Source organism: Streptomyces sp. YS415 (assembly GCF_023544665.1).
GTDB lineage: Bacteria > Actinomycetota > Actinomycetes > Streptomycetales > Streptomycetaceae > Streptomyces.
Genome location: NZ_JAMJFL010000026.1, coordinates 1 through 14,857, shown reverse-complemented (window position 1 = coordinate 14,857; position 14,857 = coordinate 1). Strand labels below are relative to the sequence as shown.

The window sequence follows — 14,857 nt, the reverse complement described above, 5'->3', positions numbered from 1 at the left end:
TCGTAAAGGGGGAGCCGAGCATTCCGGACCCCCTGGCCAGGGACGGGTTCGCCGGGCTAGCGTCCGGTCATGGGAGCCTTCGATCCGTGGGACCCGGCGTTCCTCGCCGACCCGTACCCCGCTTACGCCGAGCTGCGCGCCCGGGGCCGTGTGCAGTACTTCGAGCCCACGAACCAGTGGCTGGTGCCGCGGCACGCCGATGTGTCGGCGCTGCTGCGCGACCGGCGACTGGGGCGGACGTACCAGCACCGGTTCACGCACGAGGAGTTCGGGCGGACCGCTCCGCCCGCCGAGCACGAGCCGTTCCACACGCTCAACGACCACGGGATGCTCGATCTGGAGCCGCCGGACCACACCCGGATCCGGCGCCTGGTGTCGAAGGCGTTCACGCCGAGGACGGTGGAGCGGCTCAAGCCGTACGTGACGCAGCTCGCCGGGGAGCTCGTCGACCGGCTGGTCGGGGCGGGCGGCGGGGATCTGCTCGCCGAGGTCGCCGAGCCGCTGCCGGTCGCGGTGATCGCCGAGATGCTGGGCATCCCGGAGGCGGACCGGGCCCCGCTGCGGCCCTGGTCGGCCGACATCTGCGGGATGTACGAGCTGAGCCCCTCCGAGGAGACGGCCAGGAAGGCGGTGCGGGCGTCCGTCGAGTTCACGGAGTACCTGCGGGAACTGATCGCACTGCGGCGCAAGGAGCCCGGCGACGACCTGATCTCCGGGCTGATCGCCGCCCATGACGAGGGCGACCGGCTCACCGAGCAGGAGATGATCTCGACGGCCGTCCTGCTGCTGAACGCCGGGCACGAGGCGACGGTCAACTCCACCGTCAACGGCTGGTACGCGCTGTTCCGCAACCCCGGCCAGCTCGAAGCCCTGCGCGCCGACCACTCCCTCGTCCCCTCCGCCGTGGAGGAACTGATGCGCTACGACACGCCCCTGCAGCTCTTCGAGCGCTGGGTGCTGGACGAGATCGAGATCGACGGGACCACGATCCCCCGGGGCGCGGAGATCGCCATGCTCTTCGGCTCCGCCAACCACGACCCCGACGTCTTCGCGGACCCCGGGCGCCTGGACCTCACCCGCGCCGAGAACCCGCACATCTCCTTCAGCGCCGGCATCCACTACTGCATCGGCGCACCGCTGGCCCGGATCGAACTGGCGGCCTCGATGACGGCGCTGCTGGAGCGGGCGCCGACGCTGAGCCTGGCGGCGGAGCCGCAGCGGAAGCCGAACTTCGTGATCCGCGGGCTGGAAGGGCTCAGCGTGTCGGTCTGAGACGGCGGACCAGGGCCCAGACGCCGAGGGCAGCGGCGGTGCCGCCGAGCGGCGTAGAGCACGTTACGTCAACGCAGGTCAGCACCTACGTATTGCGGGCGAACCCGCTCTGTGCCCGGGAGCGGGATGGGCTGCTCAGCCCGGCACCACCAGTCCCAGTGCCCCCTCCCACACCGTCCAGGTGCGTCTGCGGACCGGGCCCGCCTCCGTCGCGTCCGCCCGGTAGCGGAAGTCCGCCCCGGAGACCGTCACCCTGCGGCCCCTTGCCAGCAGCGGTGCCGCTTCCGCGCCCACCGAGACCGGGCGGACCTCCACCGACGCCGTACCGGATCCGCGCGGGGACACCGAGATGCCCTCCACCGGCTGGTCCAGGTCCACCAGTGTCACCCCGTCCACCTCCACCCGGAGCCGGGCGGGACCCGGGCCCGACGGCAGCTGGGCCGGGCGGGCCGGGGCGAGGGTGCGGACCAGGGAGTGGTACGTCCGCAGCCAGGGGCGGCCGTCCGCCGTCTCGGTGCTGCCCGTCGGCGGCAGCGAGGGAATCCGCAGCGCCCCCAGCACCACCCCGTCGCTGTCGTCCACCAGCAGGTCCAGGCGCCGCTCCACCCCGTCCAGGACCGCCCGGGCGGCCGCCACCGTGCCCGTGGGCACGCCCAGCGCGCCGGCCAGGGAGAGCGCGGCGCCCACCGGGACGACCGACAGCGCGCATCCGGCCAGTTCCCGTCGGCGGTGCAGCAGGGACACCGCGCGCATCAGCGCCCGGTCGTCGCCCACCACGACGGGCCGGCGCGACCCGCGGCGCGCCAGCATCCGGGCGAATTCCTCGGGCCCCTCCGGCAGGCACACCTTCGTCGCGGCACCCGCGCTGAGCACGTCTTTCGCGATCCGCACGGCCTCCCCGTCCGTGGTCCGGGCGACCGGGTCGATGACCACCAGCAGCTGATCGGACGTCGCGAAAGTCGCCACCTCGGCCATGCCTCGCTTCCTCGGGTAGCATCTTTGTGCAAGAGCCCCTTGCGCTATTGCGCCAGGGGCTTCGTCTATTCCGGGGCATCCGGTCCGACGGGTCGCGGCCGACACAGGCCGCCGGTGTACGTATTGCGTACGCCTCCGACCTTGGACATGCCCCGCCCGGAAGGGGTGTACGCGCGTGCCCGCACTTGTGCTGCTCGGTGCTCAGTGGGGTGACGAAGGCAAGGGAAAGGCCACCGACCTGCTCGGTGGCTCGGTTGATTATGTGGTGCGCTACCAGGGCGGCAACAACGCCGGCCATACGGTGGTCGTGGGCGATCAGAAGTACGCCCTGCACCTTCTCCCTTCCGGAATCCTGTCCCCGGGGTGCACCCCGGTCATCGGCAACGGCGTCGTCGTCGACCCGTCGGTCCTGCTCTCCGAGCTGAGCGGGCTGAACGAGCGAGGCGTCGACACGTCCAAGCTCCTCATCAGCGGTAACGCGCACATCATCACGCCGTACAACGTCACCGTCGACAAGGTGACGGAACGCTTCCTCGGCAAGCGGAAGATCGGCACGACCGGGCGCGGCATCGGACCCACCTACGCGGACAAGATCAACCGCGTCGGTATCCGGGTGCAGGACCTCTATGACGAGTCCATCCTCCAGCAGAAGGTCGAGGCGGCGCTCGACGTCAAGAACCAGCTGCTGACCAAGCTGTACAACCGGCGCGCGATCGCCGTGGACCAGGTGGTCGAGGAGCTGCTGGCCTACGCCGAGCAGCTCAGGCCGTATGTCGCCGACACGGTGCTGGTCCTGAACCAGGCCCTGGAGGACGACAAGGTCGTGCTCTTCGAGGGCGGCCAGGGCACGCTGCTGGACATCGACCACGGCACGTACCCCTTCGTCACCTCGTCGAACCCGACCGCGGGCGGCGCCTGCACCGGCGCCGGCGTGGGCCCGACGAAGATCAGCCGGGTCATCGGCATCCTGAAGGCGTACACGACCCGTGTCGGCGCCGGACCGTTCCCGACCGAGCTGCTCGACGAGGACGGCGAGGCGCTGCGCAGGATCGGCGGCGAGCGCGGTGTCACCACCGGCCGCGACCGGCGCTGCGGCTGGTTCGACGCGGTCATCGCCCGGTACGCGACCCGCGTCAACGGCCTGACCGACTTCTTCCTGACCAAGCTCGACGTGCTCACCGGCTGGGAGCAGATCCCGGTCTGCGTGGCGTACGAGATCGACGGCAAGCGCGTCGAGGAGCTGCCGTACTCGCAGTCCGACTTCCACCACGCGAAGCCGGTCTACGAGATGCTGCCGGGCTGGAACGAGGACATCAGCAAGGCGAAGTCCTTCTCCGACCTGCCGAAGAACGCCCAGGCGTACGTCAAGGCGCTGGAGGAGATGTCCGGCGCCCCGATCTCCGCGATCGGCGTGGGCCCGGGCCGGGACGAGACGATCGAGATCAACTCGTTCATCTGACCCGGGTCGGAACAGCGGTGAGGAGGGGCGTCCCTGTCGGGGGGCGCCCCTCCTCCGTGTCCGCTCACTCCGTCCGCAGGGCCCTCGCCGTGTCCGTGCGTGCCGCCCACCCCGCCGGGAGCAGCGCGCCGCCCACCGCGATCGCCAGGGCGCCGACGACGAGCAGGGACAGCAGCACCGGGCCGTAGACGGCGACGAAGGCGTCGGGGAGGTGCATGCCGACCGCGTCGCCCATGAGCGGGGTGACGTGGTGGTGCAGCGCCACCCCGGCCGGGACCCCCACGGCGCCCGCGAGCAGGCCGACGGCGGTCACGGACGTCAGCACCATCGACAGGGTCTGCCGGGGTGTCATGCCGAGGGCTTTGAAGACGCCGAGGTCGTGGACGCGGTCGCGGGTGTCCAGGACGACCGTGTTGAGCACGCCCAGACCGGCCACGGCGACCAGCATCAGGGTGAGCATGCCGATCAGCGCGTTCATGGCCGCGATCACCGAGGAGGCGTTGCCGCCGTTGTCGTGCGCGACGGCGCCGGTGCCGTCGACGGCCTCGCGCAGCGCGGTCAGGTAGTCCGCGGCGGGGGTGCCGGGGGCCGGCTGGGCGTAGAAGCGGTGCGGGCCGGTGTCCAGGCCGAGGGCGCGCAGGGTGTCGGTCCCGGTCAGCAGGAGCATGCCGTGGTCCTCGGTGAAGAAGGCCTCGCCGACGATGCGTACGGTCGTGCCGCGGCCCTTCTCGGTGAGGGTCAGGGTGTCGCCCACCTCGGCTCCGGCCGCGTCGAGGAAGCGCTGTGTCACCACGGCCTGTCCGGCGCCGTCGAGCCACTGGCCGGAGACCAGTTCCGGTGCCGCCCAGGAGGCGTCGCCGTCGTAGGCGACCACCGGGGTCCGGCCCGGGATGCCGGACGCCCGCACCGCGGCCGAGGCCGCGCCGTAGAAGCGCCCGGTCGTCGGCTCGGCGCGCAGGGCGGCCTCGACGTCCGCCGGGTCGGCCGACGTCACGGCGCGCTGCCCGGGGGCGGGGACCGCCCGGGCGCCGGGCGGGCCGCCGCCGGGCCCCCTGCCGGTCTCCACGACGACCGGGGCCGCGGCGTCCAGCATCCGCCGCTCCTGGATGTCGCCGAGGGTGAGGCCGAGGCCGACCGCGAAGGTCACCGTGACCGCGGCGAACGCGACCGCCGCCGCCGTGGTCGCCGACCGCGCCGGGCGGGCGAAGGGGCCCGCCAGGCCCAGGCCCACCGGCAGGGGCAGCGGCAGCCGTCCCGTCAGCCGCCGGGCCCACCGCCCCCGTCCGGCGGCCGGCGTGCGCCCCGCGGCCATCGCATCGACGGGGCGCAGCCGCCCGGCCCGCAGCGCCGGGATCAGCGCGGCGAGGGCGACCAGGGCGAGGGCGACGGCGGGAGCCGCCCCGTTCACCCACCACGGAACGCCCGCCGGGGCGCCGCCGTAGACGTCCTCGACGCCGCCGAGGACCGGCCCGGCGAACACGTTGCCCAGCGCCACCCCGAGGGCGCAGCCGATCGCGGCCGGGGCCAGCGCCTGGGCGACGTAGGCCCGCACGACCTGGGACGGGGCGAAGCCGAGCGACTTGAGGATGCCGATCCGGCGGGTCGCGGAGCCGACCGAGCCGCTGACCACGATCCCGATGATCAGCACCGACATGGCGAGCCCGAGGACCCCGAAGGCGGCGACGAACGGCACGAACGCCAGCGCGTTGGCGAGCTGTTCCTGCCGGACGGCGAGATGGGTCCGGGTGCCGGTCAGCGCGCCCTCGGGGGCGGTGGCGGCGACCGCCGCGCGGCCCGCCGCGAGCTGGGCGTCGGTGTCCGCGCTGCGCAGGCGGTAGTGCATCGCGTACCCGGACCGGCCGTTGCCGTCGGCGAGCGTCTCGGCCTGGGCGGGGGTGGTCCAGGCGCCGGCGGTGCCGGTCACCGAGCGGGCGAGGCCCACGACGGTGAACGCGGGGGCGCCGGGCAGGTCCGGGAAGGTCAGCCGGTCGCCCGGTGCGAAGGGGTCCTCGCCCGCGGCGAGCACGATCTCGCCGGGGCGGGCGGCCCAGCGGCCGGAGAGGAGGTCGAGCCGGTCGACGGCGCCCCCGGTCTCCGCCCGCCCCGCGACGGTCAGCTCCGGCAGTGTCGTACCGGGCGGGATCCCGCCGACGTCCGAGGCCGTGCGCGGGGTGGCCGACAGCGTCCGGAAGGGACCCGCCGCCGCGCTCACCCCGGTGGCCCGCCCGGTGGCCGCCAGCTGTGACGCCGTGGTCCTACGGTCGTCGAACCAGGCGGTCAGATGCGCCCCGGCGCGCTCGGTCATGGCCCGGTCGAAGGGGGCCCGGGACGCGACGAGCACCCCGGCCGCCAGCACGGACGCGGTGACGGCGATGAGCGTGGTCAGGACCATCACCGTGGTCTGGAGCCGGCGCCGTCCGAGACCGGCGCGCACCACCCTGCCCAGGGCGCTCACCGGAGCACCGCCGCGGTGTCCCGGACGATCCGCCCGTCGACCAGTTCGATCGTGCGGGTGGTGCAGGACTCGGCGAGCACCGGGTCATGGGTGACCAGCACGATCGTCTGCCCGTCCGCGTTCAGCGCGGTCAGCAGCTCCCGTACGTCCGCACCGGCGGCGGAGTCCAGCGCCCCGGTCGGCTCGTCGGCCAGCAGCAGCGCGGGACGGTTCATCAGGGCGCGGGCGACCGCCACCCGCTGGCGTTCCCCGCCGGAGAGCCGGCCCGGGTAGGCGTCGGCGTGCCGGTCGATGCCGAGGTGGGCCAGCAGCTCCCCGGCGCGCCGGCGGGCCGCGGCCCGCGGAACCTTGGCCAGTTGGGCGGGGAGCAGGACGTTGTCGGTGACGGTGAGGTCGTCCAGGAGGTTGAAGAACTGGAAGACCATCCCGATCCGGGCCCTGCGGTACTTCGCCGAGGCGGCCTCGCCCAGCCGGTCCACCCGCAGTCCGTCCACGGTGACGCTGCCGGTGTCCGGCCGGTCCAGGCCCGCGATCAGGTTGAGCAGCGTCGACTTGCCGCTGCCCGACGGCCCGAGCACGGCCACCGCCTCCCCGGCCCGCACCCGCAGACCGACGCCGTCCAGCGCCGGGGGCCCCTCCCCGTACCTCCGGCTCACGTCGCGGATGTCGATGACGGGCGGTGCGGTCGTGTCCATGGGGCCTCCCCAGCCGGCGGCGGACGGTTCGCCGTGACGCTAGGGGCGCGGCCGGGTCCGGGGCGTCGCCCGCGGCGGCGACCACGACTGCCGTACCGGGAGGAGCCCGCGCGCGTGTCATCCCTGAGAGGTACGCGGAGGATGTACGCCGGCTCGGCCGCGGGCGGGATGTGGCGGGTGCCGGGCGCTTGCCAGACTGGGCGCATGAACGGGGCGGGCGGGCAGCGGTGGCGGGCGAGGGTGTCGGCGCTGCTGCGTCCCGGTCCGCCGCCGCGGCCCTCGCGCTGGATGTGGACGGCGGACGGGGTGCTCGCTCTGGTGCTGGCCGCCTGCACGGCCGGCGGGGTCGACGGACAGGACCGGGCGGCGGTCGTACCGCCCTTCGAGGTGCCCGATCCGCAGCTGGACCCGCCACCGCCCCCGCACCCGCTGCCCCCCGAGGCCATGACGGCGGAGCCCGGGGTGCTCCTGCTGGCCGCGCTGACCGCACTGCCCCTGGTCGCGCGGCGCCGGTATCCGCTGGCCGCGTTCTGGGCGGTGCTCGTGCTGAGCCTGCTCTTCAACCAGCGCTCCGGCCTGGACGAGCCGGCCGTGTACACCTTCCTGTCGTGCATGGTGGCCGCCTACAGCGCCGCCGTGCACAGCCCGCACCGGCTGCACACCCTGGTGAGCCTGCTGCTGGGCTCCGTGCTGATGGCGGTGTTCCACGAGCGGTTCCTGCCCGCCTTCACTCCCGGGTACGTGCCGTTCCTGGTGCTGCTCGGGGTGGGCATCGGAGCCAACGCCGTCCACACCTGGCAGCAGCGCGTCCGGGACCTCCAGGAACAGCAGCAGGCGGCCACCCGGCTCGCGGTGGAGCTGGAACGGGCGCGGATCGCACGGGAGTTGCACGACATCGTCACCCACAATGTGAGCGTGATGGTGATTCAGGCGGGTGCGGCCCGCAAGGTCATGGACGCGGCCCCCGACCGGGCCCGCGAGGCGTTGCTGGCCGTCGAGGCGGGCGGCCGGACGGCCCTGGCCGAACTGCGCCACGTGATGGGCCTGCTGACCATGGACGGCGACGGCGACGGCCGGGACCCGGACCTGGCCCCGCAGCCCGGCCTGGCCCGGGTCGCCGCCCTCACCGAGCGGGTGCGCGCGAGCGGCGTCCCCGTCGAACTGGCCGTCACCGGCAGCCCGGTGCCGCTGGCCGCGGGCGCCGACCTGGCCGCGTACCGCGTGGTGCAGGAGGCGCTGACCAACGTGGTGCGGCACGCCGGCGGCGCGCGGGTGCGGGTCACGATCGAGTACGGTCCGGACGCGGTGCGCGTGGAGGTGTCCGACACGGGCGGCACGGGGGCGGCGCCTGCCGGTCCCGGCGCCGGCCAGGGCCTGACCGGCCTGCGGGCCCGGCTCGCGGTCTACGGCGGCACACTGGAGGCGGGCTCGCGGCCCACCGGCGGTTTCCGGGTCCGTGCGGTGATCCCGGCGGAGACGCCGTGACGGCCGCCCCGCCCCGGGTGGTGATCGCCGACGACCAGGCGCTGGTCCGCACCGGCTTCTCCATGATCCTGACCGCCGACGGCATCGACGTGGTGGCGGAGGCGGCCGACGGCGAGCAGGCCCTGGAGGCGGTCCGCCGCACCCGCCCCGACCTCGTCCTGATGGACGTCCGGATGCCGGGCCTGGACGGCCTGGAGGCCACCCGACGGATCCTGTCCGGCACCGTCGTCCCCGACCCGCCCCGCGTCCTGATCCTCACCACCTACGACCTGGACCGCTATGTGTACGCGGCCCTCACCGCGGGTGCCAGCGGCTTCCTGCTCAAGGACGTCACCCCCGAGCACCTGGTCGCCGCGGTCCGGCTGGCCCGCTCCGGCGACGCCCTGCTCGCGCCGGCGATCACCCGGCGCCTGGTCGAGCGCTTCGTCTCCCAGGACACCCGGACCGCCGCCCTGCACCGCGACCTGTCCGTCCTCACCCCGCGCGAGGCGGAGGTCCTCCAGGCCCTCGGCACGGGTCTGAGCAACGCCGAACTCGCCGAGCGGTTCGTGCTGAGCGAGTCCACCGTGAAGACGCACGTGGCCCGCATCCTGGCCAAACTCCGCCTGCGCGACCGCGCCCAGGCCGTGGTCGTGGCCTACGAGACGGGACTGGTCACCCCGGGATCCCGGGACGAGTGAGAGCCCCGGCCTCCCCCTGCATCCCCCGATACAGCGGGCATATCCTGAAGCGGGGGGAACGGCCGAGGAGGATGCGATGCGAGTGATGCTCAAAGCGACCATGGACACCGAGAAGGGCAACGAGGCCATCCGCAGCGGCAGGATGCCCGACGTGATCAAGAACGCGATGGAGAAGCTCAGGCCGGAGGCCGCGTACTTCGGTCCCGAAGGCGGGCGCCGCACCTGCTGGATGGTCCTGGACCTCCAGGACAGCTCCCAACTCCCGCCGATGGCCGAACCGTTCTTCACCGAGCTCAACGCCGAGGTCACCGTCGTCCCGATCATGAACGCCGAGGACCTGCAGAAGGGGCTCTCCCAACTGGGCGGCTGACCTCGTCCCGCCCTCAGCTGAAGATGATCATCGAGCCCTGCGCCAGGCTGCGGGTCGCCGCCGCGTGCAGGCCGAGCCAGACATGGCGTTCCCGGGCGAAGGGGCTGGGATCGTACGGGGCCGGTACGGCAGGTTCCTCCAACTCCGTCGGAGCGGGGGGCGGTTGAGGGGCCGCCGGAGGGTTCGCCGGGTCGATGCCGATCGACGGGGCCACGAATTCCAGTTCCCGCAGCAGGGCCTGGGAGGAACCCAAGGGGCCGCCTCCGGCGAGGAGTTCGTCGCTCGACAGGGGGTGCGGGAAGTCCACGGGCACATACGCCCCCGCGTGGTCGTAGTGCCAGACCAGGTGCGACTGCTGGGCCGTGGTCTCGAACATCTCCAGCAGCTGCTCGTAGTCGCCGCCGAGTTCGTCCACCGGCGTCACCGGCAGACCGCACACCTGGAGGAGGTATGCCCGGCGCAGGAAGTGCAGGGCGTCGTAGTCGAACCCGGCCACCGGGGCGACCTCGCCGGTCAGGCCCGGCATGTACTGGTACACCGGCACCGGGGGGAGCCCGGCCTCGGCGAGCACCTTGTTGTATTGCGCGAGTTCCTCGGCGAACGGGTTGTCAGGGGTGTGGCACAACACGTCGACGAGCGGTACCAGCCACAGGTCACAGGCCAAAAGAGGACTCCTCGCGTAGCGCGGCGTAGTGCGGCGTAGTGCGGTGGTCAGGGAAGAGTAATGGGTGCGGCCCGGGGTGAAACCCCCCAGTACCGGTCGCGGGCACGGGCTGTGCAGATCCCATACCCATCCCTCAGGGCGCGAGTCGCTCGATCAGGGAGAGGGAGTGGCTGTTGTACGCGGCGATGACCGAGCGGGCGGCGCCGGTGTCGCGCGCGGACAGCGCGTCGACGAGTTCGGTGTGGCCGGACCAGAGCTCGCCGCGCAGGTCGGTCAGCTGCCGCAGGTGCTGCACCGCGCACACCCAGGACTGCACGCGCAGCCGGTGCAGGAAGTCGGCGAGGTAGGGGTTGCCGAAGAGGGAGGCGAGTTCGCGCCAGAAGCGCAGGTCATAGCCGATGAGGACGGTGAGGTCACCGGCGCCGGCGGCCCGCTGGGCCTCTTCACCGCGGCGGCGGACGCCGGCGAGCGCGGCGGCGATCCGGGGGTCGCCGGGCTGCTGGTACCCCCTGCGGCCCTCCTCCAGGGCCCGGAACATGCCGTCGGTGACGAGCGTGCGGGCCTCGATGATCCCGCGGTAGTCGTCGGCGGAGTACTCGTGCACCCGGAAGCCGCGGTGCTGGTCCGCCTCCAGCAGCCCCTGCGCGGACAGATCGACCAGCGCCTCGCGCACGGGGGTGGCGGAGACGCCGTACTGCTCGGCTATCTCCTTGACCGTGAACGCCTGCCCCGGCTGGAGCCGCCCGGCCAGCACCTCGTCCCTCAGCGCGTCCGCGATCTGCTGTCGCAGGGTGCTGCGGGTCACGGCGGCGCTGCCGCTGGAGCCGGGCATGGTCGGAACGTCTCCTCGTTCACGCGGGGGGCATGCGTTCGCGCGGGGTGGCATGCACGCATATCTACGAGCACGCCACCTTACGCGTTCGGCCCCCCGGGGTCGCTCGAGGGCGACCCCGGCCACCGGACCGGCTCTTGACGGCTACCGCGTGTACTCGTCGGCGACCGAGAGCGCCGCGTCGAGCGCCGCCAGCCCCTCCTTCAGCTCCGCCTCGGAGACGTTGCACGGCGGGACGACATGGGTCCGGTTCATGTTCACGAAGGGCCAGATGCCGTGCTTCTTCGCGGCGGCGCCGAAGGCCGCCATCGGCGCGTTCGCCTCGCCCGCCGCGTTGTACGGCACCAGCGGCTCCCGCGTCTCCTGGTCCTTCACCAGCTCCAGCGCCCAGAACATGCCGACCCCGCGCACCTCGCCCACCGACGGATGCCGCTCCGCCAGCTCCCTCAGCGCAGGCCCGACCACGGACGCGCCCAGCCGGGCGGCGTTCTCGACGACACCCTCCTCCGCCATGACGTTGATCGTCGCGACGGCGGCGGCACACGCCAGCGGATGTCCGGAGTACGTCAGACCGCCCGGGTACGGCCGCTTCCCGAAGGTCTCCGCGATGGCGCCCGAGATGGCGACACCGCCCAGCGGCACATAGCCGGAGTTCACGCCCTTGGCGAAGGTCATCAGGTCCGGCACCACGCCGGACAGGTCGGCCGCGAACCACTCACCGGTGCGCCCGAACCCGGCCATGACCTCGTCCAGCACGAAGACGATGCCGTACTTGTCGCATATCTCACGCACTCCGGCGAGATAGCCCGGCGGCGGCACCATGATCCCCGCCGTGCCCGGCACGGTCTCCAGCACGATCGCGGCGACCGTCGCGGGGCCCTCGAAGGCGATCGTCGTCTCCAGGTGCTCCAGCGCCCGCGCGCACTCCTGCTCCTCGGTCTCCGCGTAGAAGCGGGACCGGTAGAGGAAGGGCGCCCAGAAGTGGACGACACCGGCGGAGGCGCTGTCGGAGGCCCAGCGGCGGGGGTCGCCGGTGAGGTTCACGGCCTGCTGGGTGCCGCCGTGGTACGAGCGGTACGCCGACAGCACCTTGGTCCGCCCGGTGTGCAGCCGGGCCATCCGTACCGCGTGCTCGATCGCGTCGGCGCCGCCGTTGGTGAAGAAGATCTTGTCCAGGTCGCCCGGCGTCCGCTCGGCGATCAGCCGGGCCGCCTCCGACCGGGCCTCGACCGCGAACGCGGGCGCGAACGTCGTCATCCGCGCCGCCTGCTCCTGGATCGCGGCGACGACCTTGGGGTGCTGGTAGCCGATGTTCGTGTAGACGAGTCCGCTGGTGAAGTCGAGGTAGCGGTTGCCGTCGTAGTCCCAGAAGTACGACCCCTCCGCGCCGGCGACGGCGAGCGGGTCGATGAGCTCCTGCGCGGACCAGGAGTGGAACACATGTGCACGGTCCGCGGCCTTCACGGCGGCGCCGACCTCGGGGTTTGGCTGAGGGGTCATGCGCCCGAGGGTAAATGTCCGCGATGCGGAAGCGATATCGGCGTCCTGTCTGCGGGACGGGGGTTTCCGCGACAGGTTGTCGCGTGGCGGCGGGACCCACGCCATTGACAGCATTCTGTCGATGCGACAGAATGCTGTCATAGCAACCGAGGTCCTGAGGAGGCACCCATGAGCCCCAAGCCCGTACACCTCGCCGTCTACGACACCTTCGCCGACTGGGAGACCGGGTACGCCACCGCCTTCCTCGCCCGCGCCGGCCACGACATCCGCACCCTCGGTCCCACCACCGCCCCCGTGCGCAGCATCGGCGGACTGAGTGTCCGGCCCGACCTCGCGCTGGACGACGTACGTCCCGAGGACAGCGCGCTGCTGATCCTGCCGGGCGCGGACCTCTGGGACACCTCCGACGACCTCGCGCCCTTCGCCCGCAAGGCACGGGAGTTCCTGGCCGCGGGGGTGCCCGTCGCCGCGATCTGCGGAGCCACCGCGGGGCTGGCACGGGAGGGGCTGCTCGACGACCGGGACCACACCAGCGCCGTCTCCTTCTACCTCGCCGCGACGGGATACGGCGGCGGTGAGCGCTACGTCGACGCCGACGCCGTCGCCGACGGCGGGCTGATCACCGCGGGGCCCACCGAGCCCGTCGCCTTCGCCCGCGAGATCCTCCGGCTCCTCGGGGTGTACGAGGGTGAGGTGCTGGACGCCTGGTACCGGCTGTTCCACGACTCCGACCCCGAGGCCTACGCCGTGCTGGAGCAGGCGGACGCGCAGTGAGCCGGGAGCGGCAGGACCTGCTGAGCCGGGGCGCGCTCGGGGTCTTCCGGCTCAACGGCCAGTTCCTCGCCGTGGCGGAGGAGTTGGCCCGGCCGGCCGGGATCACCGCGGCCTGGTGGCAGGTGCTCGGCGCGGTGCTGCGGGAGCCGTTGCCGGTCGCCGGGATCGCCCGCGCGATGGGGATCACCCGGCAGAGCGTGCAGCGGATCGCCGACCTGCTGGTGGAGCGGGGGCTGGCGGAGTACCGGCCCAACCCCGCCCACCGGCGCGCCAAACTGCTCGCGCCGACCGAGGAGGGCCTCGCGGCGGTCCGCCGGATCGACCCCGGCCACGCGGCCTTCGCCGACCGGCTCGCGGAGGCGTTCGGGGAGGCCGAACTCGCGGACGCGGTACGGCTGCTGGAACGGCTGTCGAAGGTGCTGGAGGAGGCGGGACCGGCTGTTACGGAACCGTAGACGCGAGCGCGCTCACCCCTCCGTACGCCCGCACTATCGTGGGTTCGTCGTACGGGGCGTTTCGGGGGAGGGGCCTGCATGGAGCAGCTGGGGCCGGGGGATCCGCAGCGGCTGGGGGCGTACCGGCTGATCGCTCGGCTCGGCGCCGGCGGGATGGGACGCGTCTATCTCGCCCGGTCCGAGCGGGGGCGTACGGTCGCGGTCAAGCTGGTGCGCGAGGAGCTCGCCGCGCAGGAGGAGTTCCGGGCGCGGTTCCGGCAGGAGGTGCGGGCCGCGCGGCGGGTCGGCGGGTACTGGACGGCGCCGGTCCTCGACGCCGACACCGAGGCGGCGGTGCCGTGGGTGGCCACCGGGTATGTCGCCGGGCCGAGCCTGCAGCAGGCGGTCGGGCACGACTACGGGGCGCTGCCCGAGCGGTCGGTACGGATCCTCGCCGCCGGGCTCGCCCACGCGCTCGGCGACATCCACGCGGCCGGGATCGTCCACCGCGACCTCAAGCCCTCCAACGTCCTCGTCACCCTCGACGGGCCCCGCGTCATCGACTTCGGCATCGCCCGGGCCCTGGAGACGATCGCCGAGTCCGGTCTCACCCGCACCGGCGCGCTCGTCGGCTCGCCGGGCTTCATGGCCCCCGAGCAGGTCCGGGGCGACCGCATCACGCCCGCGTGCGACGTCTTCTGCCTGGGGTCGGTCCTGGCCTACGCCGCGACCGGCCGCCTTCCCTTCGGCGCGGGCGGAAGCGGCGTCCACGCGCAGATGTTCCGCATCGCCCAGGAGGAGCCCGACCTGGAGGGCATGCCGGAGGACATCGCCGACCTGGTCCGCGAGTGCCTGCGCAAGGACCCCGGGGCGCGGCCCTCGCTGGCCCGGATCCTGGAGCGCACGGGAGCCGAGGACACCGTCACCGACGGCCGCTCCCGCGACCCGTGGCTGCCGAGCGCGCTGGTGGCGCAACTGGGTCGGCACGCGGTGGTGTTGCTGGACACGGAGAACCCTCCGTCGGAGGACGAGCCGCCGACGCCGACGCTCACCCGACAACCTCCGGCCCCAACACCGGCCGAACGCCCCTCCCCCGACGAGCCGGGTGCTGGTGGGCCGGGTTCGGGCCTTCCGGTGCCGGGGGGTGCGGCTGCTGGTGGTCAGGGTCCGGGACTTCCGGTAGCGGGGGAGTCGGGCGCTGGCGGGCAGGGGCCGACGCATCCGGCGCCGGGGCACTCGGTACCTGGGCCAGGGGGTCCGGT

14 protein-coding genes are annotated in these 14,857 nt (G+C 73.4%); 8 read left to right on the top strand and 6 right to left on the bottom strand.

The genetic code is table 11. From position 1 onward, the window contains the following. The first annotated feature begins 69 nt into the window (after positions 1-69). On the top strand, positions 70-1,272 hold the full coding sequence (locus tag M8H82_RS27345; RefSeq protein ID WP_250077720.1) for a cytochrome P450: 1,203 nt from the start codon (positions 70-72) through the stop codon (positions 1,270-1,272). A 135-nt stretch (positions 1,273-1,407) separates the two neighbouring features. On the opposite strand, the gene M8H82_RS27340 is transcribed toward M8H82_RS27345, so the two are convergent. After that, positions 1,408-2,247, bottom strand: a complete 840-nt coding sequence (locus M8H82_RS27340) for a diacylglycerol kinase family protein (protein ID WP_250077719.1) — start codon at positions 2,245-2,247, stop codon at positions 1,408-1,410. 175 nt (positions 2,248-2,422) lie between these two features. On the opposite strand from M8H82_RS27340, the gene M8H82_RS27335 reads away from it, so the two are divergent. After that, complete coding sequence (locus M8H82_RS27335; RefSeq protein ID WP_250077718.1) at positions 2,423-3,706, top strand: adenylosuccinate synthase; 1,284 nt, start codon at positions 2,423-2,425, stop codon at positions 3,704-3,706. 64 nt (positions 3,707-3,770) lie between these two features. Here the strand turns inward: M8H82_RS27335 and M8H82_RS27330 are convergent, their stop codons facing one another. Continuing rightward, on the bottom strand, positions 3,771-6,161 hold the full coding sequence (locus tag M8H82_RS27330) for an FtsX-like permease family protein (protein WP_250077717.1): 2,391 nt from the start codon (positions 6,159-6,161) through the stop codon (positions 3,771-3,773). Then, positions 6,158-6,856 carry an ABC transporter ATP-binding protein gene (locus tag M8H82_RS27325; RefSeq protein ID WP_250077716.1) on the bottom strand — a complete coding sequence of 233 codons (699 nt, stop codon included), beginning with the start codon at positions 6,854-6,856 and terminating at the stop codon, positions 6,158-6,160. Before M8H82_RS27325 ends, M8H82_RS27330 begins: the two co-directional genes overlap by 4 nt. A 204-nt stretch (positions 6,857-7,060) precedes the next feature. On the opposite strand from M8H82_RS27325, the gene M8H82_RS27320 reads away from it, so the two are divergent. From M8H82_RS27320 to M8H82_RS27310, 3 genes are all read left to right on the top strand, one after another. Next, positions 7,061-8,341: a sensor histidine kinase gene (locus tag M8H82_RS27320; RefSeq protein WP_250077715.1), complete on the top strand. Its 1,281-nt coding sequence runs from the start codon at positions 7,061-7,063 to the stop codon at positions 8,339-8,341. Further along, entirely contained in the window at positions 8,338-9,021 is a 684-nt protein-coding gene (locus tag M8H82_RS27315) for a response regulator transcription factor (protein ID WP_308293282.1), read from the top strand. The genes M8H82_RS27320 and M8H82_RS27315 overlap by 4 nt, the downstream gene beginning before the upstream one ends. A 76-nt stretch (positions 9,022-9,097) precedes the next feature. Next, positions 9,098-9,391, top strand: coding sequence for a DUF3303 family protein (locus tag M8H82_RS27310; RefSeq protein WP_250077714.1), 294 nt, complete (start codon positions 9,098-9,100; stop codon positions 9,389-9,391). Between the two features lie 13 nt (positions 9,392-9,404). On the opposite strand, the gene M8H82_RS27305 is transcribed toward M8H82_RS27310, so the two are convergent. From M8H82_RS27305 to M8H82_RS27295, 3 genes are all read right to left on the bottom strand, one after another. Beyond that, positions 9,405-10,055: a hypothetical protein gene (locus M8H82_RS27305; protein ID WP_250077713.1), complete on the bottom strand. Its 651-nt coding sequence runs from the start codon at positions 10,053-10,055 to the stop codon at positions 9,405-9,407. Positions 10,056-10,188: 133 nt separating this feature from the next. Then, positions 10,189-10,887, bottom strand: coding sequence for a GntR family transcriptional regulator (locus M8H82_RS27300; RefSeq protein WP_250077712.1), 699 nt, complete (start codon positions 10,885-10,887; stop codon positions 10,189-10,191). A gap of 144 nt (positions 10,888-11,031) precedes the next feature. Further along, positions 11,032-12,387, bottom strand: coding sequence for an aspartate aminotransferase family protein (locus M8H82_RS27295; RefSeq protein WP_250077711.1), 1,356 nt, complete (start codon positions 12,385-12,387; stop codon positions 11,032-11,034). Positions 12,388-12,555: 168 nt separating this feature from the next. On the opposite strand from M8H82_RS27295, the gene M8H82_RS27290 reads away from it, so the two are divergent. From M8H82_RS27290 to M8H82_RS27280, 3 genes are all read left to right on the top strand, one after another. Beyond that, on the top strand, positions 12,556-13,161 hold the full coding sequence (locus M8H82_RS27290) for a type 1 glutamine amidotransferase family protein (protein WP_250077710.1): 606 nt from the start codon (positions 12,556-12,558) through the stop codon (positions 13,159-13,161). Next, positions 13,158-13,616 (top strand): helix-turn-helix domain-containing protein, encoded by a 459-nt coding sequence (locus M8H82_RS27285; RefSeq protein ID WP_250077709.1) that lies wholly within the window; start codon positions 13,158-13,160, stop codon positions 13,614-13,616. The genes M8H82_RS27290 and M8H82_RS27285 overlap by 4 nt, the downstream gene beginning before the upstream one ends. 78 nt (positions 13,617-13,694) lie before the next feature. Beyond that, positions 13,695-14,857 (top strand): serine/threonine-protein kinase (locus tag M8H82_RS27280; RefSeq protein WP_250077708.1); only part of this gene is annotated, 1,163 nt, incomplete at its 3' end.

Excerpts from the sequence above, each read along its gene's own strand:
- M8H82_RS27300 (WP_250077712.1), bottom strand. The coding sequence starts at position 10,887 with ATGCCCGGCTCCAGCGGCAGCGCCGCCGTGACCCGCAGCACCCTGCGA.
- M8H82_RS27295 (WP_250077711.1), bottom strand. The coding sequence starts at position 12,387 with ATGACCCCTCAGCCAAACCCCGAGGTCGGCGCCGCCGTGAAGGCCGCG.
- M8H82_RS27340 (WP_250077719.1), bottom strand. The coding sequence starts at position 2,247 with ATGGCCGAGGTGGCGACTTTCGCGACGTCCGATCAGCTGCTGGTGGTC.
- M8H82_RS27325 (WP_250077716.1), bottom strand. The coding sequence starts at position 6,856 with ATGGACACGACCGCACCGCCCGTCATCGACATCCGCGACGTGAGCCGG.
- M8H82_RS27310 (WP_250077714.1), top strand. The coding sequence starts at position 9,098 with ATGCGAGTGATGCTCAAAGCGACCATGGACACCGAGAAGGGCAACGAG.
- M8H82_RS27345 (WP_250077720.1), top strand. The coding sequence starts at position 70 with ATGGGAGCCTTCGATCCGTGGGACCCGGCGTTCCTCGCCGACCCGTAC.
- M8H82_RS27290 (WP_250077710.1), top strand. The coding sequence starts at position 12,556 with ATGAGCCCCAAGCCCGTACACCTCGCCGTCTACGACACCTTCGCCGAC.
- M8H82_RS27320 (WP_250077715.1), top strand. The coding sequence starts at position 7,061 with ATGAACGGGGCGGGCGGGCAGCGGTGGCGGGCGAGGGTGTCGGCGCTG.